Origin of the sequence: Cytobacillus luteolus (assembly GCF_017873715.1) — a bacterium.
GTDB classification, from domain to species: Bacteria; Bacillota; Bacilli; order Bacillales; family Bacillaceae_L; genus Bacillus_BV; species Bacillus_BV luteola.
Window position 1 is genome coordinate 286,643 of the sequence record NZ_JAGGKM010000005.1, and the last position, 24,787, is coordinate 311,429.

General features: G+C 37.0%; 27 protein-coding genes and 1 riboswitch. Of the genes, 26 read left to right on the forward strand and 1 reads right to left on the reverse strand.

The features are described 5' to 3' along the window. Positions 1 to 153: 153 nt before the first annotated feature. The 23 genes from J2Z26_RS15850 to J2Z26_RS15960 all read left to right on the forward strand — a co-directional run bounded on the left by J2Z26_RS15850 (position 154) and on the right by J2Z26_RS15960 (position 18,600). Entirely contained in the window at positions 154 to 1,299 is a 1,146-nt protein-coding gene (locus tag J2Z26_RS15850; RefSeq protein ID WP_193534542.1) for a sensor histidine kinase, read from the forward strand. An 80-nt stretch (positions 1,300 to 1,379) separates the two neighbouring features. Continuing rightward, entirely contained in the window at positions 1,380 to 2,066 is a 687-nt protein-coding gene (locus J2Z26_RS15855; RefSeq protein WP_193534541.1) for a response regulator, read from the forward strand. 289 nt (positions 2,067 to 2,355) lie between these two features. Further along, positions 2,356 to 2,946, forward strand: a complete 591-nt coding sequence (locus J2Z26_RS22500) for a transposase (protein ID WP_406565542.1) — start codon at positions 2,356 to 2,358, stop codon at positions 2,944 to 2,946. Positions 2,947 to 3,147: 201 nt separating this feature from the next. Further along, positions 3,148 to 3,348 carry a hypothetical protein gene (locus J2Z26_RS15865; RefSeq protein WP_193534539.1) on the forward strand — a complete coding sequence of 67 codons (201 nt, stop codon included), beginning with the start codon at positions 3,148 to 3,150 and terminating at the stop codon, positions 3,346 to 3,348. Positions 3,349 to 3,562: 214 nt separating this feature from the next. Next, complete coding sequence (locus J2Z26_RS15870; RefSeq protein WP_193534538.1) at positions 3,563 to 4,405, forward strand: DegV family protein; 843 nt, start codon at positions 3,563 to 3,565, stop codon at positions 4,403 to 4,405. Positions 4,406 to 4,470: 65 nt separating this feature from the next. After that, entirely contained in the window at positions 4,471 to 5,964 is a 1,494-nt protein-coding gene (locus J2Z26_RS15875; protein ID WP_193534537.1) for an ATP-dependent helicase ComFA, read from the forward strand. A gap of 63 nt (positions 5,965 to 6,027) precedes the next feature. Next, complete coding sequence (locus J2Z26_RS15880) at positions 6,028 to 6,324, forward strand: late competence development ComFB family protein (RefSeq protein WP_193534536.1); 297 nt, start codon at positions 6,028 to 6,030, stop codon at positions 6,322 to 6,324. Next, positions 6,317 to 7,027: a ComF family protein gene (locus tag J2Z26_RS15885; RefSeq protein ID WP_193534535.1), complete on the forward strand. Its 711-nt coding sequence runs from the start codon at positions 6,317 to 6,319 to the stop codon at positions 7,025 to 7,027. The genes J2Z26_RS15880 and J2Z26_RS15885 overlap by 8 nt, the downstream gene beginning before the upstream one ends. A 100-nt stretch (positions 7,028 to 7,127) precedes the next feature. Continuing rightward, a complete protein-coding gene (locus J2Z26_RS15890) occupies positions 7,128 to 7,526 on the forward strand; it encodes a TIGR03826 family flagellar region protein (RefSeq protein ID WP_193534534.1) in 399 nt (132 codons plus the stop codon). An 89-nt stretch (positions 7,527 to 7,615) separates the two neighbouring features. Further along, positions 7,616 to 7,876, forward strand: coding sequence for a flagellar biosynthesis anti-sigma factor FlgM (gene flgM, locus J2Z26_RS15895; RefSeq protein WP_193534533.1), 261 nt, complete (start codon positions 7,616 to 7,618; stop codon positions 7,874 to 7,876). Positions 7,877 to 7,931: 55 nt separating this feature from the next. Continuing rightward, positions 7,932 to 8,426, forward strand: a complete 495-nt coding sequence (locus J2Z26_RS15900; RefSeq protein ID WP_193534532.1) for a flagellar protein FlgN — start codon at positions 7,932 to 7,934, stop codon at positions 8,424 to 8,426. Between the two features lie 17 nt (positions 8,427 to 8,443). Next, entirely contained in the window at positions 8,444 to 10,003 is a 1,560-nt protein-coding gene (gene flgK, locus J2Z26_RS15905; protein WP_193534531.1) for a flagellar hook-associated protein FlgK, read from the forward strand. An 11-nt stretch (positions 10,004 to 10,014) separates the two neighbouring features. After that, the gene (gene flgL / locus J2Z26_RS15910) at positions 10,015 to 10,890 is read left to right on the forward strand and encodes a flagellar hook-associated protein FlgL (RefSeq protein WP_193534530.1); all 876 of its coding nucleotides are present in this window, start codon (positions 10,015 to 10,017) and stop codon (positions 10,888 to 10,890) included. Between the two features lie 40 nt (positions 10,891 to 10,930). Next, entirely contained in the window at positions 10,931 to 11,521 is a 591-nt protein-coding gene (locus J2Z26_RS15915) for a DUF6470 family protein (RefSeq protein WP_193534529.1), read from the forward strand. A 21-nt stretch (positions 11,522 to 11,542) separates the two neighbouring features. Beyond that, positions 11,543 to 11,998 carry a flagellar assembly protein FliW gene (fliW, locus tag J2Z26_RS15920; RefSeq protein WP_193534528.1) on the forward strand — a complete coding sequence of 152 codons (456 nt, stop codon included), beginning with the start codon at positions 11,543 to 11,545 and terminating at the stop codon, positions 11,996 to 11,998. Next, positions 11,999 to 12,232 carry a carbon storage regulator CsrA gene (gene csrA, locus J2Z26_RS15925; protein ID WP_193534527.1) on the forward strand — a complete coding sequence of 78 codons (234 nt, stop codon included), beginning with the start codon at positions 11,999 to 12,001 and terminating at the stop codon, positions 12,230 to 12,232. It abuts the gene before it with no gap. A 187-nt stretch (positions 12,233 to 12,419) separates the two neighbouring features. After that, on the forward strand, positions 12,420 to 13,661 hold the full coding sequence (locus J2Z26_RS15930; RefSeq protein WP_193534526.1) for a flagellin N-terminal helical domain-containing protein: 1,242 nt from the start codon (positions 12,420 to 12,422) through the stop codon (positions 13,659 to 13,661). A 321-nt stretch (positions 13,662 to 13,982) separates the two neighbouring features. Further along, complete coding sequence (gene flaG, locus J2Z26_RS15935) at positions 13,983 to 14,351, forward strand: flagellar protein FlaG (protein WP_193534525.1); 369 nt, start codon at positions 13,983 to 13,985, stop codon at positions 14,349 to 14,351. A 15-nt stretch (positions 14,352 to 14,366) separates the two neighbouring features. Then, positions 14,367 to 15,941: a flagellar hook-associated protein 2 gene (locus tag J2Z26_RS15940; RefSeq protein ID WP_319638014.1), complete on the forward strand. Its 1,575-nt coding sequence runs from the start codon at positions 14,367 to 14,369 to the stop codon at positions 15,939 to 15,941. Positions 15,942 to 15,960: 19 nt separating this feature from the next. Beyond that, entirely contained in the window at positions 15,961 to 16,362 is a 402-nt protein-coding gene (gene fliS, locus J2Z26_RS15945) for a flagellar export chaperone FliS (RefSeq protein ID WP_193534524.1), read from the forward strand. Beyond that, positions 16,362 to 16,712, forward strand: a complete 351-nt coding sequence (fliT, locus tag J2Z26_RS15950; RefSeq protein ID WP_193534523.1) for a flagellar protein FliT — start codon at positions 16,362 to 16,364, stop codon at positions 16,710 to 16,712. Before fliS ends, fliT begins: the two co-directional genes overlap by 1 nt. An 8-nt stretch (positions 16,713 to 16,720) precedes the next feature. Beyond that, on the forward strand, positions 16,721 to 17,107 hold the full coding sequence (locus J2Z26_RS15955) for a DUF8042 domain-containing protein (RefSeq protein ID WP_193534522.1): 387 nt from the start codon (positions 16,721 to 16,723) through the stop codon (positions 17,105 to 17,107). Between the two features lie 160 nt (positions 17,108 to 17,267). After that, positions 17,268 to 17,361: riboswitch (cyclic di-GMP riboswitch) on the forward strand. Positions 17,362 to 17,439: 78 nt separating this feature from the next. Then, entirely contained in the window at positions 17,440 to 18,600 is a 1,161-nt protein-coding gene (locus J2Z26_RS15960; protein WP_193534521.1) for a fibronectin type III domain-containing protein, read from the forward strand. Between the two features lie 88 nt (positions 18,601 to 18,688). On the opposite strand, the gene J2Z26_RS15965 is transcribed toward J2Z26_RS15960, so the two are convergent. Beyond that, on the reverse strand, positions 18,689 to 19,753 hold the full coding sequence (locus J2Z26_RS15965; protein WP_193534520.1) for an HD-GYP domain-containing protein: 1,065 nt from the start codon (positions 19,751 to 19,753) through the stop codon (positions 18,689 to 18,691). Positions 19,754 to 20,282: 529 nt separating this feature from the next. On the opposite strand from J2Z26_RS15965, the gene hpf reads away from it, so the two are divergent. The 3 genes from hpf to prfB all read left to right on the forward strand — a co-directional run bounded on the left by hpf (position 20,283) and on the right by prfB (position 24,723). After that, a complete protein-coding gene (hpf, locus tag J2Z26_RS15970) occupies positions 20,283 to 20,843 on the forward strand; it encodes a ribosome hibernation-promoting factor, HPF/YfiA family (RefSeq protein WP_193534519.1) in 561 nt (186 codons plus the stop codon). A 208-nt stretch (positions 20,844 to 21,051) separates the two neighbouring features. After that, positions 21,052 to 23,556, forward strand: a complete 2,505-nt coding sequence (secA, locus tag J2Z26_RS15975; RefSeq protein WP_193534518.1) for a preprotein translocase subunit SecA — start codon at positions 21,052 to 21,054, stop codon at positions 23,554 to 23,556. Positions 23,557 to 23,621: 65 nt separating this feature from the next. Beyond that, positions 23,622 to 24,723, forward strand: a protein-coding gene (gene prfB, locus J2Z26_RS15980; protein WP_193534517.1) for a peptide chain release factor 2 whose coding sequence is annotated in 2 segments (ribosomal slippage) — positions 23,622 to 23,693 and positions 23,695 to 24,723 — 1,101 coding nt in all. Because the reading frame shifts where the segments join, the coding sequence is not laid out codon by codon here. Positions 24,724 to 24,787 lie beyond the last annotated feature (64 nt).

A 24,787-nucleotide genomic window follows, 5' to 3' on the forward strand; every position in this document is an offset into this window, starting at 1 on the left:
ACCCTTTTAAAATTAAGAAAATTGTCGTATTCTTTTATTATAGAACGACAAATTTTTTACATCAAATAAATTAGTATTAAAGTATCTATATAAAAAATAACAATTTGTCGAAATAGCCTTTTAAAGAAATATTTCTAATCTGGAGGTGGGGACATGTCCACCAAAAAAATTGATAGTAAAATGCTAGATAAAATTTTAGAAAAAATGGTAACAACGGTTAATCATAGTAAGAGTGAAGTCTTTAAAATAGGTGAACAAACGCGTAAACAATATACTTCATTAACTGAAGAGTTGAAGGATATAAAAGATAAGGTCCTCGAAGTGATTCAAGAAGGGGACAAGCTAGAGGTTTATGCTCGATTTGCCAGGAATCGCTTATCTGAAGTAAGTGGTGCATTTAATAAGTTTTCGGAATCTGAAATTCGTGAAGCCTATGAAAAAGCACATAATCTTCAAATGCAACTAACGATTATAAGAGAAAAAGAAAAGCAGCTTCGAGAGCGACGTGATGAGCTTGAACGTAGGTTACTTGGACTACAGGAAACAATCCAAAGAGCAGAGCATCTAGTTGGTCAAATCAGTGTGGTACTAAACTATCTGACAAGTGACATGCGACAAGTTGGTGAGATGCTAGAGGATGCGAAGCAAAAGCAGGACTTTGGCTTTAAAATCATTGAAGCTCAAGAAGAAGAGCGTCGCAGGCTATCGCGTGAAATTCATGATGGTCCAGCCCAAATGCTCGCTAACGTGATGATGAGATCACAATTGATTGATCGAGTGTTCCGTGAAAAAGGTGCTGAAGACGGTTTTAAAGAAATTAAAGACCTTAGAAAAATGGTCCATTCCGCGCTGTATGAGGTTCGACGAATCATTTATGACCTCCGTCCAATGGCACTGGATGATTTAGGTTTAATTCCTACCCTCAAAAAATACCTATCTACTATCGAAGAATATAACGGGGGCGAACCTACTATTTCTTTTAAGAATCTAGGTCCTGAAAAAAGATTACCCTCTAAGTTCGAGGTTGCATTATTCCGCTTGGTTCAAGAAGCTGTTAGTAACGCACTTAAGCATGCGGATGCTAAGGAAATACTGGTAAAGGTTGACCTAGGGAAAGAACATGTAACTGTTATCGTAAAAGACAATGGAAAAGGCTTTGATCCCGTAGAAAAGCCAGAAAGTTCTTTCGGAATTCTAGGTATGAAGGAACGTGTAGAGTTGTTAGAAGGGGAAATTACCTTCGACTCTAAAAAAGGTGCAGGCACCATTATTATGATACAAGTCCCATTGAAAGAGTAAAATATTAGCAAAAAAACCATACGAAAGTCATATTGACCAGTTTTCTGACAATTGTCAGAATGATAGGGGGAGGAGAAGGCATGAAAACTAGCATTGTAATTATTGATGATCACCAATTGTTCAGAGAAGGGGTAAAACGTATTCTAGATTTTGAATCTAGCTTTGAAGTAGTTGCTGAAGGCGATGACGGTGATGAAGCGTTAGCGCTAGTTCAGGCTCATAACCCAGATGTTGTTATCATGGACATTAATATGCCAAATATTAATGGTGTGGAAGCAACTAGACAGCTGATCGATGCAAACCCAAATACAAAAGTTATTATCTTATCCATACATGATGATGAAAGCTATGTAACACACGCATTAAAATCTGGTGCGAATGGTTACTTATTGAAGGAAATGGATGCAGACTCTTTAGTAGAAGCAGTAAAAGTAGTAGCTGATGGAGGATCATATTTACACCCTAAAGTTACACACAACTTAGTGAAAGAATTCCGCCGTCTTTCAGCAGACGGACAAGCTAATGGTGCTGGCATGGTTCAAACAATTGAAATCCGTCGTCCACTGCATATCCTTACACGCCGTGAGTGTGAAGTTCTTCAACTGCTTGCTGACGGAAAAAGCAACCGTGGAATCGGTGACGCATTATACATTAGTGAAAAAACGGTTAAAAACCATGTGAGTAATATTCTACAAAAAATGAATGTAAACGATCGAACCCAAGCTGTTGTAGTAGCTATTAAGAATGGTTGGGTCGAAGTGAAATAATATACTTAATTAAGAAACGAAATGCCGATGGTGGTGTTTCGTTTTTTTGTTATTGGACAAATGCCATTCGACAAATGCCACGTACTTGTCGAAAGGGTTTGAGTGTGGCTGTAATCGACAAATGCCATGTACTTGTCTAAGGGGATGGTGTAAAGGGTGAAATCGACAAATGCCACGTACTTGTCGAAAGGGTTTGAGTGTGGCTCTAATCGACAAATGCGATGTACTTGTAGAAATACCTTATCTTACTAAGTAGTGACCTAAATCATTGCTTGTTTACATTATTTATGTGAGAATTTCTTTGCACACATTAGAAGAAAGGAAGTATAGTACATTGTCTAGGAAGAGAAAGAAATTTTATAACGAGTTGTTCTACCATGTTGTTTCACGAGGTGTAAGGAGAGAGGCAATTTTTATTAATCACTCAGATTTTTCAGCCTTTTTATACATACTCAATCAAACCTATGATCAATTCTCCTATGAATTACCTTCTTACTGTCTCATGAATAACCACTATCATCTCCTGATACGAATCAAATCCCATTCCTTAGCCGAGTTTATGCATTGCTTAAACAAAAGATATGCAAGTTATTTTAATAATAAATATGGTTATTCAGGAAGAGTCTTTGACCATAATTATTTTTCCAGTGCCATTTATACTTATGAGAGTCTCTTAAAAGTTAGTAAGTATATCCATTTGAATCCTCTTAGAGCCCACCTTGTCAAAGACCTCGTAGATTATCCTTGGAGTAGCTATTCCTTCTATAAGTCAGGTAATGTATATCCACCGACCTTTATTCCTATCGCCCATTTGCTCGATACATTCAACGGAACAATAAATGAACAGAGAAGAAGCTATTGTGATTTTGTGGAAGAGTAATTCGACAACACCGTGGCATTTGTCGAATTAGGACTAACCCCAAAAGTAACCGACAAAGTACAGGGCAATTGCTGAATAATTCGTCACTATTCGACATCAATGTCAATATATGTCGGTAAAAACTTTGTTGATATTGGAATTATTTTGAAGGTCAAAGCTACAATTTGTCGAATTAAACTTAAGGAAACTAGGAGGTGGCAAATGGATAGGAATTATAACATTCAAGAGTTAGTACAACAATCCCAGCTATCATTACAGCATTTTGAAGAAAATTACGGCCAACAACTTGCACCTTTTCAGCAAAAAATCTTTATGATTGGATTTGCATTAGGGAAAGTCGAACAAGGTAAAACCTCTGTTGATACGATAGCTTTGAAGAGGTTGATAATGGAAGGGATATAGTAGTAATATTTGCACCCAGGTTGGTGCATTTTTTGTTAGATTTGCCGCTTAAGTAAAAACTCTAAGTAACACTTAATATTTTTTACTATAGAAGTAGTGTAAAACTATCATAACAAGAGTTTTTCCTTTTAAAAATTAATGCTTTTTCCATTTCTATCATATAAAATGTAAGGTAGTTAATTCGGAAATAAAAAAAGTGAGGAAGGTTACTACTATGAAAACGGCAATAGTTACCGATAGTACAGCTTACATCCCAAATGAATTGCGTGAAAAATACAATATACATATGATCCCCCTAAGTGTAAATTTTGGAGTCGAATCGTACCGTGAAGAGATTGATATCACAGCAGATCAATTCTTCGAGGAAATAAAAGCAAAGAGTGAATTACCAACAACCTCACAGCCACCTGTTGGTGAATTTGTTGAGCTTTTTGAAAAGTTAGGACATGACCATGATGCTGTAATTAGTATCCACCTATCAAGCGGAATTAGTGGTACATATCAAGGAGCTGTTTCAGCTGGTGAAATGGTTGAGAATGTAAAAGTGTTTACATTTGACTCTGAGATTAGCTGTATGGTTCAGGGTTTCTATGCATTAGAGGGGGCTGAGTTAGCTCAAGAAGGCAAAACGGCTGAAGAAATCATGGCACGCCTTGAAGAAATGAAAACGACAATGAAAGCCTATTTTATGGTCGATGATTTAACGAATCTTCAACGTGGTGGACGCTTAAGTGGTGCACAAGCATTTGTAGGTAGTTTATTACAAGTGAAACCAATCCTTCACTTCCAAGATAAAGTGATCGTTCCTTTTGAAAAAATTCGTACCCGTAAAAAAGCATTAAAACGTTTGTTTGAATTGTTTGATGAAGTGGCAAGCTCAAATGAACCAATGCGCGCAGTGCTTATCCATGCAAATCGTCCGGAAGAAGCAGAGGAGCTTAAAACAGAACTTGCTCAAAAATACCCGAATGTAGAATTTTTAATCAGCTACTTTGGTCCAGTTATTGGTACGCACCTTGGAGAAGGTGCAATTGGACTAGGTTGGTATAAACGATAAAATATCTGACGCCTTGTCATTTCTTTAGGCAAGGCGTTATTTTTAAAAATATAAAGGAGAACAAAATGAGATTTGTTGAAACTAATGGATTACTTACCCCAGAACTACTAATCACTACCACGCAGGACCCCGTTAAAATTAGCAAAATTCCACAAATACTAACTCCAGAGCTAAACCTACATTATCCATTCACTAATGAACTTCAAACACACCTCCAAGGAAAACAACTACTCTTAGACGAACTACCATTCTCTCTCTCACAACTTTATGAACATTACTTAAATGGGTATATTTCCTTTAGAAAAGGGATTCTAAACCAAAATAAAATACTTAATTGTACAAGGTGCGGTAACGAAGACCCAGCCCTGTTTGCTTCCTTTGATTGCGCACGTTGTCACACCCATTGTAACTATTGTCGAAAGTGTATAACGATGGGCAGAATTAGTGAATGTACACCTTTAATCTCATGGACTGGTCCAGAATCATCATTCCCTCCTCCCGACCAAATCCTCACCTGGTCAGGTACTCTTTCTCAAGGCCAGCAAACAGCTTCAGATAAAGTTGTAGAAGCAATTCAGAACAACTCGAATCTACTTGTTTGGGCTGTATGTGGTGCAGGGAAAACAGAAGTGCTTTTTAAGGGAATCGAAACAGCTCTTTATTCTAAAAAGAACGTATGTATAGCAACTCCAAGGACAGACGTTGTTATTGAACTTGCTCCCCGAATAAAGGATTCATTCAATACCATTGATGTTATCGCCCTTTACGGAGGCAGCGAAGACCGCACAAAAACAGCCCCAATAACGATCACAACCACCCACCAGCTGCTCCGATATTATCAGGCTTTTGACGTAATCATTATTGATGAAGTGGATGCATTTCCTTACTCAGTCGAACCGATGCTTCAGTATGCAGTAGAGCAAGCGAAAAAGAAAAACTCGACTACTATTAATCTCACAGCAACACCGAATCAACAATGGCAGCGTGAGTTAAAAAAAGGAACCCGACCAACAGTAACCATACCTGCAAGATATCACCGTCATCCTCTGCCAGTTCCACAATTCAAGTGGTGTGGAAATTGGCGGAAACACTTGAAAAAGGACAAGCTACCTCCAACTTTGTTAGGATGGATTAATTTTCATCTATCCATCAACAAACAAGGTTTTCTATTTGTACCGAGAATTGATTTACTAGAACAAATCGTCATTATTTTAAAAAAGCTCAATAATAGAATAGAAGGGGTCCATGCTGAAGATCCATTTAGAAAGGAGAAAGTCACTTCCTTTAGAAAAGGAGAAATCCCAATCCTAGTCACAACAACCATTTTAGAAAGAGGAGTAACTGTCCCTAATATTGATGTTGCAGTATTAGGTTCCGAAGATCAAATTTTCACAGAAAGCGCACTTGTTCAAATTTCAGGAAGGGTAGGACGTAGTGCAAAGTATCCTACAGGAGACATCATTTTTTATCATTATGGAAAAACAAAAGCAATGCTAGCTGCAAAACGTCAGATACAAAATATGAACAAAGAAGCAGTTGAGCAAAATCTACTAAATTAGCATTTCCACTTTCTGTTATTCTGTGGCATAATGTAATCATATTTACTTTAAGGTGGTAGAGTGATGATGTTGGTGAAAAATGCGATGGAACCATTAGTAGCAGAGGTTTTAAATGATAATTGGCAATTGATCAATATGCCATGTAAATGCGAACAATGCAAAAACGATGTCTTCGCGCTAGCATTAAACCTAATTCCCCCACGTTATGTGTCAAAAGCAAATGGATATGCGTATGTGAAGGCGCAGTATTTTGACAAACAGATGCATGCGAATATATTAGTGAAAATTGGAGAAGCAACTAGAAAAGTTTCAGAACAGCCGCAATGTGATAACTATACTAAGGAGGGTGTTAATGCTTAGCTGCCTTATATGTAATGGTCCCCTGATCTGTACTAATACCTGGGGGAAGCTACTATCTCTGTCTAATTCTTCTTCACTATGTGAACAATGCTCCAGTAAACTAGAAAAAATCAAAGGTGAAACCTGCTCAATTTGTGACCGTCCTTTTTCTAATCTAGCTCCCGAATACCGCCAAGAAAATACATGCCTTGATTGTATGAAGTGGCAAAAGGACAATCGATGGCAGGATATCCTTATTAAAAACAGATCCGTCTACACCTATAATCCCTTTTTAAAAGAAACCCTTTCCCTATTCAAATTTCGTGGTGACCACGCAATCTCACAAATCTTTAAGCAAGACTTTAAAAGAACCTTCACTAAACACTTCGATAAAAAATCTATCATAGTCCCGATTCCACTCAGTAATGAACGATTATATGAACGAGGTTTTAACCAGGCGAAAGTGCTTGCTGAATTACTTCACCTACCCATTAGCGAACCCCTAACTCGAATCCACCTTGAAAAACAATCAAAAAAGTCCCGAAGCGAAAGACTCCGAACAACTAACATATTCCACTTAAAAGAATCAATTAAGTTAAAAGGGGCAGAGATTGTTTTAATCGATGATATATATACAACTGGCACAACACTCCGTCATGCTGCAGAAATATTGAAAGAAGCAGGAGCTCTATCTGTATCCTCCCTTACATTAGCTAGAGGTTAAACTTTTACCAATCGACAATTCCCAACAAATTTCTTCTTTATATATCACTCAATTAACCGATATAATACTTACAGAGATATTTTTAGGGGGAACCGGAAAAATGGCACTAACAAATTGTCCAAACTGTAATGCTTTATTTGTAAAAACAAATCTTCGTGATGTATGTGAAGCATGTTATAAAGAAGAAGAAAAACAATTTGAAACGGTATATCAATTTATTCGCAAACGTGAAAACCGCACAGCAACAATGTTACAGGTAGTAGAAGCGACTGAGGTTGAGGAAGAGTTGATTTTAAAATTTATAAGAACAGGACGTTTAAAACTAGCGAACTTTCCTAATTTAGGGTATCCATGTCAGAAGTGTGGAACGCTAATTAGAGAAGGTAAATTATGTGGGCATTGTTCTTCGGATATACGTTCTCAACTTTCTGAGCTAGAAAAAGAGCAAGTAAGACAACGCGAAATTAAGGATCGTAATAAAACAACATACTTCAGCTAATTTTTAGCGTGAAATGTAAACTTTTTTAATTCATAGCCGATACTAAGAGTAGAAAGAATTGATGCGGTTATGAAAGTGAGGAAAACGTCATGAAAATTAACAATCTTGGTCCAACGGGAATTAATCCATATAAAAAACAAATGAACAAAATGGCGGCTGTTGAAAGTAAGGCTTCTAAAGCAGATAAAGTAGAGATCTCTTCAGAAGCTAAACAACTGCAAGAAACTTCACCTGTAACGGTAGCTAGACAAGAGAGAGTAGATGCATTAACTAAACAAGTACAAAGTGGAAACTACAAAATTGATGCAAATGCCATCGCAAAAAGCGTATATGATTTTTATACAAAATAAGAAATCAGTAATTACTAATTACTGATTTCATTATGTTCATTGAGGAGGGGGAAGAATGTCGACTGAACAATTAGTAAAAACATTACAAAAGCTAGCTGTTTTGCATGAGCACTTATTAACGATTGCCAAACAAAAATCAGACATACTAAAAAATGGCGACATTGATGCCCTCAACCAACAAATGAAAGAAGAACAGAAATACGTACTTGCTATAAAACAAATCGAAAATGAGCGGATAATGCAAGTTCAACATCTTTTAGAAAATTATAGACTCAGAGACGAAGAGTATACACTAACAAAAGTGATTGAAATCTCAAAAGAACCTTTCAAACAAAGGTTAATTGATATCCAGCAAAAACTAGTATATATCCTTGATGAACTTAAGCAAGTAAATGCTTTAAACCAGCAACTAACACATCAGTCACTACAGTTTGTGAATGTGACACTAGATATGTTGAGGCCGGAAATAACAACAACAAACTATGGTCACCCCGAAAAAAAACAAAAAGACGAACACAGTAACCGCTCGATGTTCGATTCAAAAGCGTAAGGTAGGAGGAAAAAGAAATGCGTTCAACCTTTCATGGTTTAGAAACTGCCCGCCGAGGTATGTTTACACAGCAAGGAGCATTACACACAACTGGACATAACATTGCAAATGCGAACACACCTGGATATACACGCCAACGTGTTAATTTCGTGCAGACTTCCCCTTACCCTACAGCTGCAATGAATCGACCACAAATTCCAGGTCAAATGGGAACAGGGGTAGAAGCAGGCACTGTACAACGTATTCGTGAAAGCTTTTTAGACGTTCAATATCGTAATGAAAATAATAAAGTGGGTTACTACGAGTCACGTTCGAACGCTCTTCAGAAAATGGAAGAAATCATGAATGAGCCATCTGAGGCTGGATTATCAGTAACACTAGACCGTTTTTGGCAGTCGCTTCAAGACTTAGCGGTCAACCCGTCAAATGCTGGAGCACGTTCAGTTGTTCGCCAACGTGGGATTGCAGTAGCTGAAACTTTTAATTATCTATCAAGTTCGTTAACTGGTATTCAAAAAGATTTAAAGAATGAGATAACTGCTGTTGGAACGGAGGTAAACTCCATTGCAAGGCAAATACACACCATTAACAAACAAATAGGTGATATTGAACCGCATGGTTACTTACCTAATGATTTGTACGATGAACGTGATAGATTGCTAGATAGTTTATCAAAGCTTGTTAATATTAAGGTTACTCCAGAGGCAAGCGGTGGAAATTCCTTAAATATTGCTGAAGGTAAATTTAAAGTTGATATAGTAGATGCTGCTGGTAATTCAATTGCTACTCTAGTAGATCCTGCAGCTGCAGATATTAATGAGTTACAGGTAAATTATAATAGCAATGGCCTGGTTGACAGTGTTACTGTCGGAGGAACAACCGTTCCGTTAGATAGTAAAGCTGGAAGCTTAACTAGTCTAATCCATTCATATGGTTATATGGATAATGGCCAGGAAAAAGGCTTATATCCTGATATGCTACGTGATCTTGACGAAATGGCCTTTGAATTTTCGAAAGAGTTTAATAGAGTTCATAGTGATGGCTGGAATATCACTAGCATTAATTCGGATCCGCAAACACATACAGGAAGTAATTTCTTTGCATATGATTCTAACGTTGCATCACCAACTGATACCAATAAAAAAGGGGCAGCATCAGCACTTATTTTAAGCACAGATATTAAGAATTCACTAGATAATATTGCAGCGGCCTCTGCTCCTCAAACGGGTAACAAGGCATTCCTAGGTGATGGAAGCAATGCAATCGCTCTAGCGGAGGTTAAAAACAAAAACTTAACGTTAGGTGGTAACTCTACCAATTTACAAAACTACTATGAAGGTATGATAGGCGAAATGGCCGTACTTTCTCAGGAAGCAAGACGTATTACGAACAATAGCGTAGTTTTACGTGAATCAGTAGAAAACCGCCGCCAATCGGTAAGTGGTGTTTCACTAGATGAAGAGATGACAAATATGATTAAATTCCAGCATGCATATAACGCCTCTGCTCGTATGATTACGGTTACTGATGAAATGCTTGATAAAATTATTAACGGTATGGGTGTTGTAGGAAGGTAGGTAGATAAATAATGCGAATTACTCAAAATATGTTAGCCAATAACTCACTTCGTCATCTTAGTAAAAGTTATGAACGCATGGGTGTCTACCAAGACCAACTTGCAACTGGAAAAAAAATTAACCGACCATCTGATGACCCAGTTGTTGCGATGAAAGGGATGCACTATCGAACCAATCTAACTGAGATTGAGCAATACAAACGTAACCTATCGGAAGTGTATGCTTGGATGGAAAATTCAGACTCGAGTTTAGACCATGCAAATTCGGTGCTTCATCGTGTGAATGAACTCACTCTTCAAGGGAAAAATGGTACTAACAGCCCTGAAGACCGCCAGGCAATTGCTAGAGAGATTGAACAGCTAATGCAGGACGTGAAAACTGTTGCAAATACGCAGGTTGCAGGAAAATATATCTTTAATGGAATAAACATAAATGAAGCACCCGTGTCAGGAGATAACACTTTAATAGTTACTCAAAATACTCAACCCTTTGAGGTTGAAGTATCAAAAGGAGTAAAATTAAAAGCGAATATTAACCCTAGTAACGTGTTTTCTCAAGATCTATTCAACACTTTACAACAAATTAAAGAAGGATTAGAAACGAATGATATTTCTAATATGGATGACCTTCTAAATCAACTAAGTGGACATCAGGAAAGTTTATCAGCAGAACGCTCAGAGCTTGGTGCACGTTACAATCGGTTAGAATTAGTTGAATCTCGTATTGATGTACAAACTATTATTGCTTCAAGAATACTTTCAGATAATGAAGATGCAGATATTGAGAAGGTAATAACAGATTTAAAAATTCAGGAATCTGTACACCGCGCGGCCTTAGGTGTTGGCGCACGAATTATCCAGCCATCTTTATTAGACTTTTTACGTTAAGCTATCTTAAAGATAGCTTTTTTACTAGGGAGTGATTTAATTGCAACTACCGCAGATTCGATTAGAAAGCAAATATGCTAAAATTGGAATGAGAACCTCAAAGCCGGTACAGGATATTCAACAAACACCAGCTGATCTATCAATCAAACAACTTAAAGCTGATTTGAAAATAAGAACACTTCCTGGAAAATTAACAATCGACCAAACACAGGCAAGAGCCGACGTGGATTTAAAAAGTATTGCTCGACGAATCGAAGAATTTTCTAATGAAGGATACCAAGCTTTGCTAGATGGAATTGCTAGAAGAGCTCAGGAGGGTGACCAAATAATGAAAGTTGAAAACGGTGGCCATCCGATAGCAGAACAAGCAGAAGTGAATAGTAAGAACCCTATATATGATTTTAATATTGGGTGGGTTCCATCACATGGGAGCGTTAAGATAAATTATTTACCTAGTGAAGTAAACATAGATGTTACTGTTAATAAACCTATTATTGAGCCAGGAATTAATAAAGCCAAAACAGGCTATACCCCGGGAAAAACAAATATTTACTTAGAACAACAGAATTCGCTTGTGATCGATTTTGATAACTTAAGGTTCATTGGGATAAACTATGAACAGAAAATCTAAGTGTAATAAGGTAGTGATAAAATGAAAATACAATCAAAGTATCATGGGGAAATTGAAATAAATGAGAGTGAGATTATACAATTTGAGGGTGGAATACCAGGGTTTTTAGAAGAAAAAAGATTTGTTATTGTTCCACTTGCTGAAGAAGACAGTCCCTTACACATTTTGCAATCGGTAGAGACATCACAACTAGCATTTGTAACAACAAACCCGTTTACATTTTTTAAAGATTATGATTTTGAAATACCTGATGCAGTAGTAAATAATTTAAATATCCGTTCTGAACAAGATGTAGCTGTGTTAGTTATACTAACTGTAAAAGAATCCTTTGAAGAATCAACAGCAAATTTGCAGGCTCCTATTATTATTAATATGAAAGATCAGCTTGGGAAGCAAGTCGTCCTTAATGACCCAAGCTTCAAAACAAGGCATTTATTATTTAATCCTAAACCCTCAATAGGTCAGGAGGTAAAATAAATGCTAGTGCTAACGAGAAAGCTTAATGAGTCGATTAGGATTGGTGATGAGATAGAATTAACAATTCTATCGATTGATGGTGAGCAAATAAAACTTGGCATAAAAGCACCAAGACATATTGATATTCATCGTAAAGAAGTATATCTTGCTATTCAAGAAGAAAATAACACAGCTACTTCAGGATCATTAGATTTGCTAAAGAAGCTAAATACACAATTAAAACACTCAAAATAAAGAGTGTTTTTTTTTTTTTTAATAGAAATTTATAAAAACTATTAAACAATGTGGAAATATGTCGATATTAGTATTGTAAGGTTAGTAGTAAGAAAAGACGGCCGCTTTTTCTTCTACTATCTAAAAACAACTATAATTGCTACCACAAGGATGTGGAACTAGCAAAAATTCAAGGAGGAAAATTAAAATGAGAATTAATGCCAACATTTCAGCATTAAACACTTACAACAAGTTAAATAGTGCAACTAATGCACAAGCTAAGTCAATGGAGAAGTTATCTTCAGGTCTTCGTATCAACAAAGCAGGAGATGATGCTGCAGGTCTAGCAATCTCTGAAAAAATGCGTGGACAAATCCGTGGTTTAGATCAAGCTACTCGTAACTCACAAGATGGAATCTCAATGATTCAAACTGCTGAGGGAGCTTTAAACGAAACACATTCAATTCTTCAACGTCAACGTGAGTTAGCTACTCAAGCAGCAAACGACACAAACACAGCTGAAGACCGCAAAAACATCCAAGACGAAATGGACCAATTAGGTAAAGAGATTGACCGTATTGCTGAGACTACACAGTTCAATACGAAAAATCTTTTAGATGGTTCTATGGATAGATCAACAACTGCAGGAGCTAATGTTAATACTAACTCATCACTTAAAATTGCTGGTGCAGCTGGTGGAACAGCTATTGCAGCCGATACAGCAGTCCTTACTACATTAGGAGATAAAGACGGAAATAGCTTAGGGATTCAAGCTACTGACACTGTCACTGTATCTTATGTTAAAAACGGAGAAACAAAAACAGTAACATTAGCTGGTGATGACACTATTGCTGATATCGTTTCAGCAGGAGATTTTGGAGCGGCAGCTGTTGCTGATGGGAATATCTCTGTTACTGCAACTGGTACAGGTCATACAGGTGCAATCCATGGGTTAACAGTTACTGTTAAAGATGCTGATGGAAATGTAAGAAGTGGAGCTTCAAGTGCACTTTCTAGCTTTGGTGAGACAACTCAAGCTACAGATACAAACTCTGATGGTTCTGCGACATTCCAAATCGGTGCTAACACTGGACAGACTATTAACTTAGCGATTAAAGACATGGGTACTTCAGCTCTTGGTGTTAAAGACATTAAAGTTGGTTCTGCAGGTCAAGCAAGCACAGCTATCAAAGTTATCGACGGTGCTATCCAAAAAGTATCTGCACAACGTTCTAGCTTAGGTTCTGTACAAAACCGTTTAGAGCACACAATCAACAACTTAAGCACATCTTCTGAAAACTTAACTGCTGCTGAGTCTCGTGTACGTGACGTAGACATGGCTAAAGAGATGATGGAATCTACTAAAAATGGAATCCTTTCTCAAGCAGCTCAAGCAATGTTAGCTCAAGCTAACCAACAACCACAAGGTGTACTTCAGTTATTACGTTAATAATTATTAAAAGAGGCACAGGGGCTTTTCCCCTCCCTCTTTTTTCTATTTAACGCTTAAGGGTGAAGGGATGTAGGCAATTGAATTATTTATAACATAAGTGCATTAATAATTTTGCCTAAAGGCACCTCAAGTTGTTCTCAAAATTATACGTTAAGTCTTCAAAAAGATGGTTAATTCTATGGAACCATCTTTTTTGTTGTTCAATTATAAAAATTAATTATGTATGAAATTCATACAAATAAATTTACCTCAAGCTTAAGAAATTTTATATATTTCCGATATAACTATTAAAGGAAGTTAGTCTAGGAGGATAATACTATGTCCATTGAGCGTATCTCTTCTAACTCAACAGTGAACAACAACATAGATTTGGTTAGATATCAAACTAAACCAATAGAGGTTATTGATCTTGAAGCAGTAAAAGAAATATCAAAAAAGGAAACAGATGATAAACAAAAAATATCTAAAGAAAGTGTACAGGATATCATAGATAGTATGAATGATTTCTTGCAGCCTACACAAACATCTTTAAAGTTTCAGCTCCATGAGAAGCTACAGGAATACTATGTTTCTATAGTTGATAATAAAACGCAAGAAGTAGTTCGAGAGATTCCATCTAAGAAATTATTAGATGTATATGCAGCAATGACGGAATTTGTTGGATTAATGGTAGACAAAAAGATTTAAAGGTGGTGCATCTAGGTGAGAATTGGTGGATTAGCAAGTGGTATGGATACTGACACCCTAATAAGGGATTTAATGAAAGCAGAACGAATGCCGCTTGAAAAACTTACTAGAAAAAAGCAAACATTAGAGTGGCAACGTGATGAATACCGAAACGTAAATAAGTTATTAACTGAATTGAGAAATATGTCATTTGATATGAGACTTCAAGGAACTTATTTTTCAAAAACAACAACTAGCTCTTCTACAAGCGTATCTGCAACAGCAAATGCATCAGCTTCAGAAGGTACTTATAACGTTAAAGTAGAGCGTTTAGCAACGGCTGCGGTTCGTGTAAGTCAATCATCAATATCGAATAACCCGGCTGCAAAAGTTGATCCTAATGCAAAACTATCCACTCAAGAAGGAAAGTTTAATAGTGGTTTCGATTTGAATGCAGATGGTATGATTGAGTTTTCATTAGTAAGTTATAATGAGAATGGAACAAAAAACCAACCAGCTCCATTTGTTTTTGATCCCACACAAGTTTCTTTAAATGATGTATTAAAACAAATTAATGATTCATCATTGGGTGTAAGAGCCTTCTATGATGCTACTGCAGATAAAGTAGTTATGGAACGTACTAAGACCGGGAACTTTAATCAAACAACTGAATTTTTAGGGGCAGAGATTGGTTACAATGGTACAACAGCGTCGTTTTTAGCTAATACGTTACAAATGAAAGCTGGAGATAATTCTACAGGGACATGGGTATCAACAGAAACGGGTGGTACAAATGCTAAGTTCACTTATAATGGAGTATTAACAGTTGAGCCACCAACAAATCAATATACTATCAACAATATCACTTTCAATTTTTCAGAAGCAACTAACACTGAAGAAACAATTACAATATCTTCTAACACTGATAAAGCATTCGATAGCATTATGCAGTTTGTAAAAAAATACAATGAGGTTATTGAAAACCTAAATGGTAAAATCTCTGAAGAAAAATTTAGAAGTTATCAGCCTTTAACTGAAGAAGAAAAAGAAGCGATGACTGAAAAGCAAGTTGAACTCTGGGAAGAACGTGCAAAAAGTGGATTACTTCGTAGTGACACTATTATATCAAGTGGTTTAAACCAAATGAGAGTCAATATTTATACACCGCATTCTGGAGCAATTGATGGGTATAAACAGTTGAGTGATTTAGGGATTTCTTCTAGCTCTAATTACCGCGATGCTGGAAAGTTGTCTGTAAATGAAACCGAATTACGTAATAAACTAAGAGAAAATCCAGAGGCAGTATGGCAGTTATTTGGCTTAAATGGAAATACAAATGAAACTAAAGGTATTGCTAGAAGATTACAAGAAACAATTGATTCTACAATAAAAAAAATTGAAAATAGAGCTGGGAACAACCTCCGTACTAATCAGCAATTCGGAATTGGAAGAAACTTAATCAATGTAGATAGACAAATCAATAGATTCGAAGACAGGCTTGTCCAAGTTGAAGATCGTTACTGGAAGCAGTTTTCGGCAATGGAGAAAGCAATTCAGAAATCAAATCAGCAATCCATGTATTTAATGCAGCAATTTAGCCTAGGAATGTAAGAAAAGGAGTGATTCAACCATGGCTACAACTAATCCATATGCATCCTATCAAACAAACTCGGTGACAACAGCGTCACCTGGTGAGCTTACATTAATGCTTTACAATGGCTGTTTGAAATTTATGAAGTTAGCAAGAAAAGGCATTGAAGAGAAAAATATCGAGCTTAAAAATACAAACCTTCAAAAGGCACAGAACATCATTCGTGAGTTAATGGTTACATTGAATATGGAATTAGAAGTATCTAAAAACTTAATGTCCATGTACGACTATATTAACCGTCAATTAATGGAAGTTAATATAAAGAATGATTTAGAGATTCTATCAGAAGTAGAAGGCTATGTTACTGAGTTCCGAGACACTTGGAAACAAGTAGTTCAACTCAACCGTCAACAGCAACATTCACAAGGTGGCCAAGCCTAGTGAGTGCAGTGAAGGCTCTCTATCTAGTAACAAAGGAACTTTATGACCTTTTGCAAAAGCCGTTTACTAGTGAAGAACGGGATTCATTGATACCTAACATTGAAGAATTACTAAAAACTAGACAAAACATCATAGAGAAGGTAAATCCTCCTTATACAGATGGAGAAAAGCAACTAGGGGCAGAGGTAGTTAAACTAAACAAAGTTATCGATGAAAAACTAGCCCAACTTAAACAAGAAATCCAACTAGATCTCAACCAACTAAAAAAGACAAAAACATCAACGAATAAGTACACGAATCCTTATGAGTCTGTTTCCTCAGACGGGATGTTTTTTGATAAACGAAAATAGGTGAATGTATGATACAACTTAGTGTTTTTCAATATGATATGTTGGAACGTTATATCGCTTTACTGGATACTGTAGAAGAAGCATTTGAGTATGTAGTAGAAGGCTTTGAAAACTATGAACGTACTCAAGGAGATCAAGTACTTGCTGATATTTTCTCTGCTTTTTCTCAAATTGCGAGTACGAATGAAAATCTGGTGGCGCTTTTCTCAGGGGAATTGATGATACTTCAACACTTAGATCAATTCAGCGGAGTGATTAAAGAGGTTGAGAAGCTCGAAGGCGCTTATGATAATCACACACTAAAACAACAATTGATTACTCAATCTATCTTTCCTGCGTATCAGGCCTGGAAACTTTCCATTCAGAAATCCTTATCTAAATATACTAGTCAATAATTAATGGCTCCCGACATAGGGAGCCTTTTTATTTTCTAGTAAGTGTAACAGAAATAACGTATTTTTAGTTCAATAGCCCCAATACGATTTGGTCTGTATGCACTATTCCCTACAACCACATTTCGACATATGATAATCTTATAGTTTTTAGAATATTCTGAGTGAAAAAAGGCAAATCACGGGAAACTTTGAGACGCAAAGCCATGGGCCTGACCTACGATAATGATATACGTAGATGGCAGCCGGTTGCCACAAGGAGTCATAGTCCTAGTCTATGAACCTTGATAAGGTTTTTTTATTTGGAAAAATTAAATTAAAGGTGGGACTATGTAATGAATAAACAAGCTTTTCGAATGTGGACTTTTGTAGTAATGCTCGTCATAGTATCTCAAGCATCTTTAATGCCTGCTAGCAAAACAGTTGCAGAAACGATGAACACTCTCCAGCCGCCTAGTAACGTTACGTTAAGTATTGAAAATGAGAACGACATTGTGCTACGTTGGTCTCCAGTTCTATACGCTACAGGCTATAAAATCTATCAAATTATTGATGGACAAGCTGTTTTAGTAAGAACAACTACAGGTATAGCAGCTTTATTTTCGAATATGCCTGCAGGGGAGTATAGCTATACTGTTCACTCTTATAGTAGTAGTTTAGGAGAATCTGGTCCTTCAAAAATTGTAACAAATGTATCCAACAAAGATACTGAAGCTCCAGTTACTAGAAGTACTGCAAATGAAAATTGGCTAACGCAGGATACAGTCATAGAGTTGTTTGCAACAGATAATGAAAGCGGTGTAGCAAATACATATTACTCAATTAATAAAGGGGCTTTTAGAGAAGGTTCAGTCTTTACACTAACTGAAGAGGGGATCAATAACGTATATTTCTATTCAGTTGATAATGTGGGGAATATAGAAAAAATACAAACCCAAGAGGTTAAAATTGATAAAACACAACCTGAACTTTCTATAGACTTACAAGATGTTTATTCATTAGGTGCAGAGGTTGTTCTTACTTATCATGCTGATGATAAAGTATCTGGTATCTCTTCTGCAGAACTGACGGTTAACGGTCAGGTGATAGAGAATGGTGGAAGTTTTAAATTTGACCAACCAGGTGAATATTTGGTTAAAATTGAAGCTGAAGATCACGCTGGATGGAAATCAACTTATGAGAAAAAGGTTATTGTCCAAATCCCAGTGAGTATCGAAGTAACTCCAGGTATATTAAAAGATAATAATGGACTTTTTACCGTAAAAGTTTATCTGCCAGATGTTCTTACTATGAAAGATATAGATTTAAACAGTGTAACCTTAAATGGTGTTTCTGCTAAATCGGGTACTGAAGGTTTGCAAGAACAGGCTGAGTTAGGACAGTTTAAGTTTAAACGTGAGGATTTTGACTTAGTATCGGGGGAAGTTACTTTGGAATTTAGAGCTTCTCTAGGGGACCATGATATTGTTGGTAAAGCAGTTGTAAAGGTAAAATAGCTATACAAATGACACTTTCAATTACATGAGGGTGTCATTTTTTAATTTTCCTTTCAATCCCGAGAATAAATAAAAGCTCCCTCAGGCGTTAGGGAGCTCCAATAACTTCTACTTTGTTGCCATGGTCCACAATCTCCAACTTACTAGCCTTTCGCAAGTCCATATACTCCTCACTGATCCTCACCAGTGGTTGATGTGGCTCATTTTCATGAATAAACACAATTTCAGCAATTTCTCCATTACTTAATTTTACTTCTTCACGAATGTATTGCCTCATCAAATACCTTACAAACGGAACGACAATCGCAGGGTTTAGCTTATTGCTATTCGCTTCCTTCATCAGTTCATTAATGGCTGCAAATACACTCTTCTTCGGCTGGTAACTCCTTTCAGAACATATCGCATCAAAGGTATCTGCAACTGAGACGATTTGTACAAGGAATGGAATATCCTTTTGCTTCAATCCGTTCGGGTAACCAGATCCATCTAATCGTTCATGATGTAGTAAAGCAGCGACAATCACATTAAGGTCAACATTTGTTGCTTTTTTAAGCATTTCAAATCCCTTAGTGGTGTGTTGAGATACTTGTGCCCATTCAGCCTTTGATAGTTTATCAGGCTTATTTAATAAGTCTGGGGGAACGGTCATTTTACCGATATCATGTAATAATCCCATTTGGCCTAGTTTGGTTAATTCTTTTTTTCGAAGACCTAATAGTTTACCGATAATGGCTGCTGTTATTCCTACATTTAAGCAGTGCCGGTAGGTATATTCATCAAAGCTCATGCTTTCGTTTATTTGATTGATAAACTTTGTGTTCTCTATTGATTTTTCAAATAAAGGCACGAAATCTTCAAAAATCTGTTGCATGGGTGGCAACAGATCTGGGTGATGATCATTAAAGATTGCTTTCATCTTCTTTAGGTTTTCACTATATAATTCCTGAAAACTTTGTAATGGGCTCGGCTCAGAACTGTTATCTTCCTCAACATTTATGAATGCTCGGTTTTGATAGTTTTTAAGTTGTAAAATGTGGGTCTCGTTTAAGACTGTTCCTTTTTTTAACAATAGGATCCCATGGTCAGAATAGATGTCATCTGAGAGTGTTTCGCCAACTAGTTCAAACGAAACCTGCATACTTTTTGTTTTCATGAGGAGTCTCCTTATCTACGTAGTATCTGTATCTTGCGGTTATTTTTACGTTCAAACCAATCTATTCTAATTTTAACAAATTTCTACTATATTCGACAATATTTTTCTGAATTTTTAAATCAATTTAAATTCGACATCTTATAGCCTTCTATTTATTAACAATTCTGTCACACCCACCATGTTTTACCACCATTAATATAGGGTAAAATAAAGGTAGGGAGAGTAGTACAGTTCTACTAAACCCCTTAGCTTATCCAATGAGAAACAGATACATTCCTAGCACCTGTCATAACCGGTGAATTCAAGTCATATACTCTTATACTTAAAATTATTTGAATTCACAAAACATTCACAAAATATTTTTAGGTTTAAGCAGGAATAGGAAAGGGTAATGTAGAATTGTAGTAATATAGCCACAAGAAATAACTTGTTAACTCAGGTTATGTCGAAAGGCTAGGCACTTCAAGGTTGGTGCTAGTAATCCCTAATGACTAGTCACTCTGGTCGATTTCAAAGGAGGAGTTCATGTATGAATTACAACGTTCGCGGTGAAAACATTGAGGTAACTCCAGCATTACGAGAGTATGTTGAGAAAAAACTAGGTAAATTAGAACGCTATTTTGACGGTACTCCGGATGCCAATGTAAATGTAAGCCTAAAAGTCTACAATGATAAGCAATCTAAAATAGAGGTAACGATTCCAATGACGGGATTAGTACTACGTGCAGAGGAATCTCATGTTGATATGTATGCAGCGATTGACCTCGTAGTTGATAAACTAGAGCGTCAAATTCGTAAACATAAAACAAAAGTAAATCGCAAGCTTCGTGATCAAGGCGGCACTCGTGCATTCTTTGAAGCAACAAATGGCACAACAACTAACGTGGCTGTTCAAGATCTGGATGACGAAGACTTTGAGTTAGTGAGAACAAAGCGTTTCAACCTAAAACCAATGGACAATGAAGAAGCCATCCTACAAATGAACATGTTAGGCCATAACTTCTTCGTCTTCACAAACGCATCTACTAACAACACAAATGTTGTTTACAAACGCCGTGATGGCAAATACGGAATTATTGAGCCGAATTAATATCTAAGGGTGTAGTCATATGGCTACACCCTTTCTACTTCCTTTTCCCGTTAAATGTTGTTCCGATTCCCTATTAATGTTAAAATTAAAGTTGATTTATTTTACAAGCTATAACCACCAATATTTACGTTCTATCAAGATATAGAACGTAGACAGGTTATTTTTTACATATAAAAACCATCTAAATGAAAACAGAGGAGCGTTTTTGATGCTTGGAATTTTAAATAAAGTGTTCGATCCGAATAAACGTAGCTTGAAGAAGCTTGATGCGCTAGCTGCTAAAATTGAAGAGTTACGTCCAGAGATGGAGAAGCTCTCAGATACTGATTTCCCTTTAAAAACAGCTGAATTTAAAGGTCGCTATGAAAAGGGAGAAGCACTAGATAGTCTATTAATAGAAGCATTTGCGGTTGTTCGTGAAGCTGCTAAGCGTGTACTAGGCTTACATCCATACCATGTTCAGTTAATGGGGGGAGCTGCCCTTCATGAAGGTAATATCGCTGAGATGAAAACAGGGGAAGGTAAAACATTAACTTCGACAATGCCTGTTTATTTAAATGCGCTAACTGGCAAAGGTGTTCACGTAATCACGGTCAACGAATACTTAGCAAGCCGTGATGCTAGAGAAATGGGCGAGCTATATAATTTCTTAGGTTTAACAGTTGGGTTGAACTTAAATGCTCTTTCTCGTGAGGAAAAAATTGAAGCGTACCGCGCTGATATTACATATGGAACAAATAATGAGTTTGGCTTCGATTACCTACGTGATAACATGGTCCTTTACAAGGAACAAATGGTTCAACGTCCACTTCATTATGCAGTAATTGATGAGGTTGACTCCGTATTAATCGATGAAGCACGTACACCGTTAATCATTTCAGGTTCAGCTCAAAAATCGACTTCTCTTTATATTCAAGCTAACGGATTCGTTCGTACGCTGACCAAAGAAGAAGACTATACGTATGATGAAAAATCAAAAGGTGTTCAATTAACGGATAAAGGAATTGAAAAAGCTGAGAAGGCATTCGGTATCGAGAATTTATTTGATATCAGCCATGTAGCTTTAATTCACCACATTAATCAGGCGCTAAGAGCGAATTCAAGTATGCACCGAGATGTAGACTATGTTGTTGATGAAGGTGCGGTTGTGATCGTTGACCAATTTACAGGTCGTTTAATGAAAGGCCGTCGTTATAGTGATGGATTACACCAAGCAATTGAAGCAAAAGAAGGCTTGGAAATTCAAAACGAGAGCATGACACTTGCTACGATAACGTTCCAAAACTACTTCCGTATGTATGAAAAGTTATCCGGTATGACGGGTACAGCAAAAACTGAGGAAGAAGAGTTCCGTAATATTTACAATATGTATGTTGTCTCAATACCGACGAATCGACCAATCGCTCGTGATGACCGTCCTGATTTAATTTTTAAATCAATCGATGGCAAGTTTAAATCAGTGTGTGAAGATATTGCAGAGCGCCATGCTAAAGGACAACCAGTACTTGTTGGTACGGTTGCGATTGAGACATCTGAGTTAATTTCTAGATACTTAACGAAAAAAGGCATCAAGCACCATGTTTTAAATGCGAAAAACCATGAAAAAGAAGCTGAAATCATTGAGAATGCTGGTCAATATGGTGCGGTAACCATCGCAACAAATATGGCTGGTCGTGGTACTGACATCAAGCTTGGTGAAGGTGTAAAAGAAGTAGGCGGCCTTGCAGTAATTGGTACAGAGCGTCATGAAAGTAGACGTATTGATAACCAGCTACGTGGACGTTCTGGACGTCAAGGTGATCCAGGTATTACGCAATTCTATCTTTCAATGGAAGATGAGTTAATGCGTCGCTTTGGTTCAGACAATATGAGAGGCATGATGGAGCGTCTTGGAATGGACGATACTCAGCCAATCCAAAGTAAAATGGTATCAAAAGCAGTTGAGTCAGCACAAAAACGTGTTGAGGGTAATAACTTTGATGCTCGTAAGCAGCTTTTACAATATGATGATGTTCTTCGTCAACAACGTGAAGTTATTTACAAACAGCGTTTTGAAGTACTAGATTCAGAAAACCTTCGTGAAGTGGTTGAACGTATGATTCAATCAACGGTTGAAAAGAACGTAGGCATTCATACAAGCAGTGACTTACCAGAAGAGTGGGAGTTAAAATCAATTGCTGAGTTTGTTAATGGTAACCTATTAAACGAAGGTGACCTTACTGAGCAGCAATTAAAAGGTAAAGAGCCAGAAGAAATCACTGAGCTTATCCTTTCAAAAGTAAAAGAGCGTTATGATGAAAAAGAAAATGAGCTATCAGCCGAACAAATGCGTGAGTTTGAGAGAGTAGTTGTTCTTCGTGCAGTTGATAGTAAATGGATGGATCATATTGATGCCATGGATCAGCTACGTCAAGGGATTCACCTACGTGCTTACGGTCAAACAGATCCTTTACGCGAATACCAATTTGAAGGATTTGCAATGTTTGAAACAATGATTGCATCAATTGAAGAAGATGTTGCAAAATATATCATGAAAGCTCAAATTCGTAACAACCTAGAACGTCAAGAGGTTGCAAAAGGTCAAGCAGTTCATCCGAAAGATGGCGACGAAAAACCGAAGAAGAAACCGGTTAAAAAGTCTCTAGACGTTGGGCGAAATGACGCTTGTATTTGTGGAAGTGGCAAGAAGTATAAAAACTGTTGTGGTCAATAAAGAAATCAAGGTGAGAGGCTTTTCTCTCACCTTTTAAGATTGACATCATTTTATGAGGTGAACGTATGGAACTAGTAGAGATAAAACAAGAGCTTGAAAAAATGGATAAACGTTTAAACGACTTTAGGGGGTCTCTTTGACTTAGAGGCTAAGCAAGCACGAATTACAGAGCTAGAGGAGCAAATGACAATGCCGAATTTCTGGGACAGTCAATCTGCTGCTCAGAATGTGATTAACGAATCAAATGCCTTAAAAGAATCAGTAGATCAATTCACAGAGCTATCAGAGAACTATGAAAACCTTCAACTAACGTATGAGCTTGTAAAAGAAGAGCCAGATGAAGAGCTATTAGCTGAACTTGTGACTGAAATCAAGGCTCTATCAAAAGAGCTAAATGAATTCGAACTCCAGTTATTATTAAGTGGAGAGCATGATAAAAACAATGCCATCCTAGAGCTTCACCCCGGAGCTGGTGGTACAGAGTCTCAAGATTGGGGTTCAATGCTCCTTCGTATGTACACTCGCTGGGCTGAGAAAAAAGGCTACAAGGTAGAGACACTAGACTACTTACCTGGAGATGAAGCGGGTATCAAGAGTGTTACCCTATTAATTAAAGGACACAATGCGTATGGCTACTTAAAAGCAGAAAAAGGGGTTCATCGACTCGTCCGTATTTCTCCTTTCGATGCATCAGGCCGTCGCCATACTTCCTTCGTATCTTGTGAAGTTATGCCTGAATTCAATGACGAAATTGATATTGAGATTCGTACGGAAGACTTAAAAGTTGATACGTACCGTGCAAGTGGAGCGGGTGGGCAGCATATCAATACAACCGACTCAGCGGTTCGTATAACCCATACTCCAACAAATACGGTAGTAACTTGTCAAACAGAGCGTTCACAAATTAAAAACCGTGAACGTGCGATGAAAATGCTTCAAGCTAAGCTTTACCAATTGAAGATAGAGGAGCAAGAGGCTGAGTTAGCAGAAATTCGTGGAGAACAAAAGGACATTGGATGGGGAAGCCAAATCCGTTCTTACGTCTTCCACCCCTATTCGCTAGTAAAAGATCACCGTACCAACACTGAGGTAGGAAATACCCAAAGTGTAATGGATGGTGACTTGGATCCATTTATTGATGCGTACCTACGTTCTAAATTAAATTAAACACTATGTAACCATCGAACAACTCTGTTCGATGGTTTTTTGTATTTATTTACCACTATATAAG

Bases quoted from the DNA above. Each gene is read 5' to 3' on its own strand.
- J2Z26_RS15850 (WP_193534542.1), top strand. From the start codon at position 154: ATGTCCACCAAAAAAATTGATAGTAAAATGCTAGATAAAATTTTAGAA.
- J2Z26_RS15855 (WP_193534541.1), top strand. From the start codon at position 1,380: ATGAAAACTAGCATTGTAATTATTGATGATCACCAATTGTTCAGAGAA.
- J2Z26_RS15865 (WP_193534539.1), top strand. From the start codon at position 3,148: ATGGATAGGAATTATAACATTCAAGAGTTAGTACAACAATCCCAGCTA.
- J2Z26_RS15870 (WP_193534538.1), top strand. From the start codon at position 3,563: ATGAAAACGGCAATAGTTACCGATAGTACAGCTTACATCCCAAATGAA.
- J2Z26_RS15875 (WP_193534537.1), top strand. From the start codon at position 4,471: ATGAGATTTGTTGAAACTAATGGATTACTTACCCCAGAACTACTAATC.
- J2Z26_RS15880 (WP_193534536.1), top strand. From the start codon at position 6,028: ATGATGTTGGTGAAAAATGCGATGGAACCATTAGTAGCAGAGGTTTTA.
- J2Z26_RS15885 (WP_193534535.1), top strand. From the start codon at position 6,317: ATGCTTAGCTGCCTTATATGTAATGGTCCCCTGATCTGTACTAATACC.
- J2Z26_RS15890 (WP_193534534.1), top strand. From the start codon at position 7,128: ATGGCACTAACAAATTGTCCAAACTGTAATGCTTTATTTGTAAAAACA.
- flgM (WP_193534533.1), top strand. From the start codon at position 7,616: ATGAAAATTAACAATCTTGGTCCAACGGGAATTAATCCATATAAAAAA.
- J2Z26_RS15900 (WP_193534532.1), top strand. From the start codon at position 7,932: ATGTCGACTGAACAATTAGTAAAAACATTACAAAAGCTAGCTGTTTTG.
- flgK (WP_193534531.1), top strand. From the start codon at position 8,444: ATGCGTTCAACCTTTCATGGTTTAGAAACTGCCCGCCGAGGTATGTTT.
- flgL (WP_193534530.1), top strand. From the start codon at position 10,015: ATGCGAATTACTCAAAATATGTTAGCCAATAACTCACTTCGTCATCTT.
- fliW (WP_193534528.1), top strand. From the start codon at position 11,543: ATGAAAATACAATCAAAGTATCATGGGGAAATTGAAATAAATGAGAGT.
- csrA (WP_193534527.1), top strand. From the start codon at position 11,999: ATGCTAGTGCTAACGAGAAAGCTTAATGAGTCGATTAGGATTGGTGAT.
- J2Z26_RS15930 (WP_193534526.1), top strand. From the start codon at position 12,420: ATGAGAATTAATGCCAACATTTCAGCATTAAACACTTACAACAAGTTA.
- flaG (WP_193534525.1), top strand. From the start codon at position 13,983: ATGTCCATTGAGCGTATCTCTTCTAACTCAACAGTGAACAACAACATA.
- fliS (WP_193534524.1), top strand. From the start codon at position 15,961: ATGGCTACAACTAATCCATATGCATCCTATCAAACAAACTCGGTGACA.
- J2Z26_RS15955 (WP_193534522.1), top strand. From the start codon at position 16,721: ATGATACAACTTAGTGTTTTTCAATATGATATGTTGGAACGTTATATC.
- J2Z26_RS15960 (WP_193534521.1), top strand. From the start codon at position 17,440: ATGAATAAACAAGCTTTTCGAATGTGGACTTTTGTAGTAATGCTCGTC.
- J2Z26_RS15965 (WP_193534520.1), bottom strand. From the start codon at position 19,753: ATGAAAACAAAAAGTATGCAGGTTTCGTTTGAACTAGTTGGCGAAACA.
- hpf (WP_193534519.1), top strand. From the start codon at position 20,283: ATGAATTACAACGTTCGCGGTGAAAACATTGAGGTAACTCCAGCATTA.
- secA (WP_193534518.1), top strand. From the start codon at position 21,052: ATGCTTGGAATTTTAAATAAAGTGTTCGATCCGAATAAACGTAGCTTG.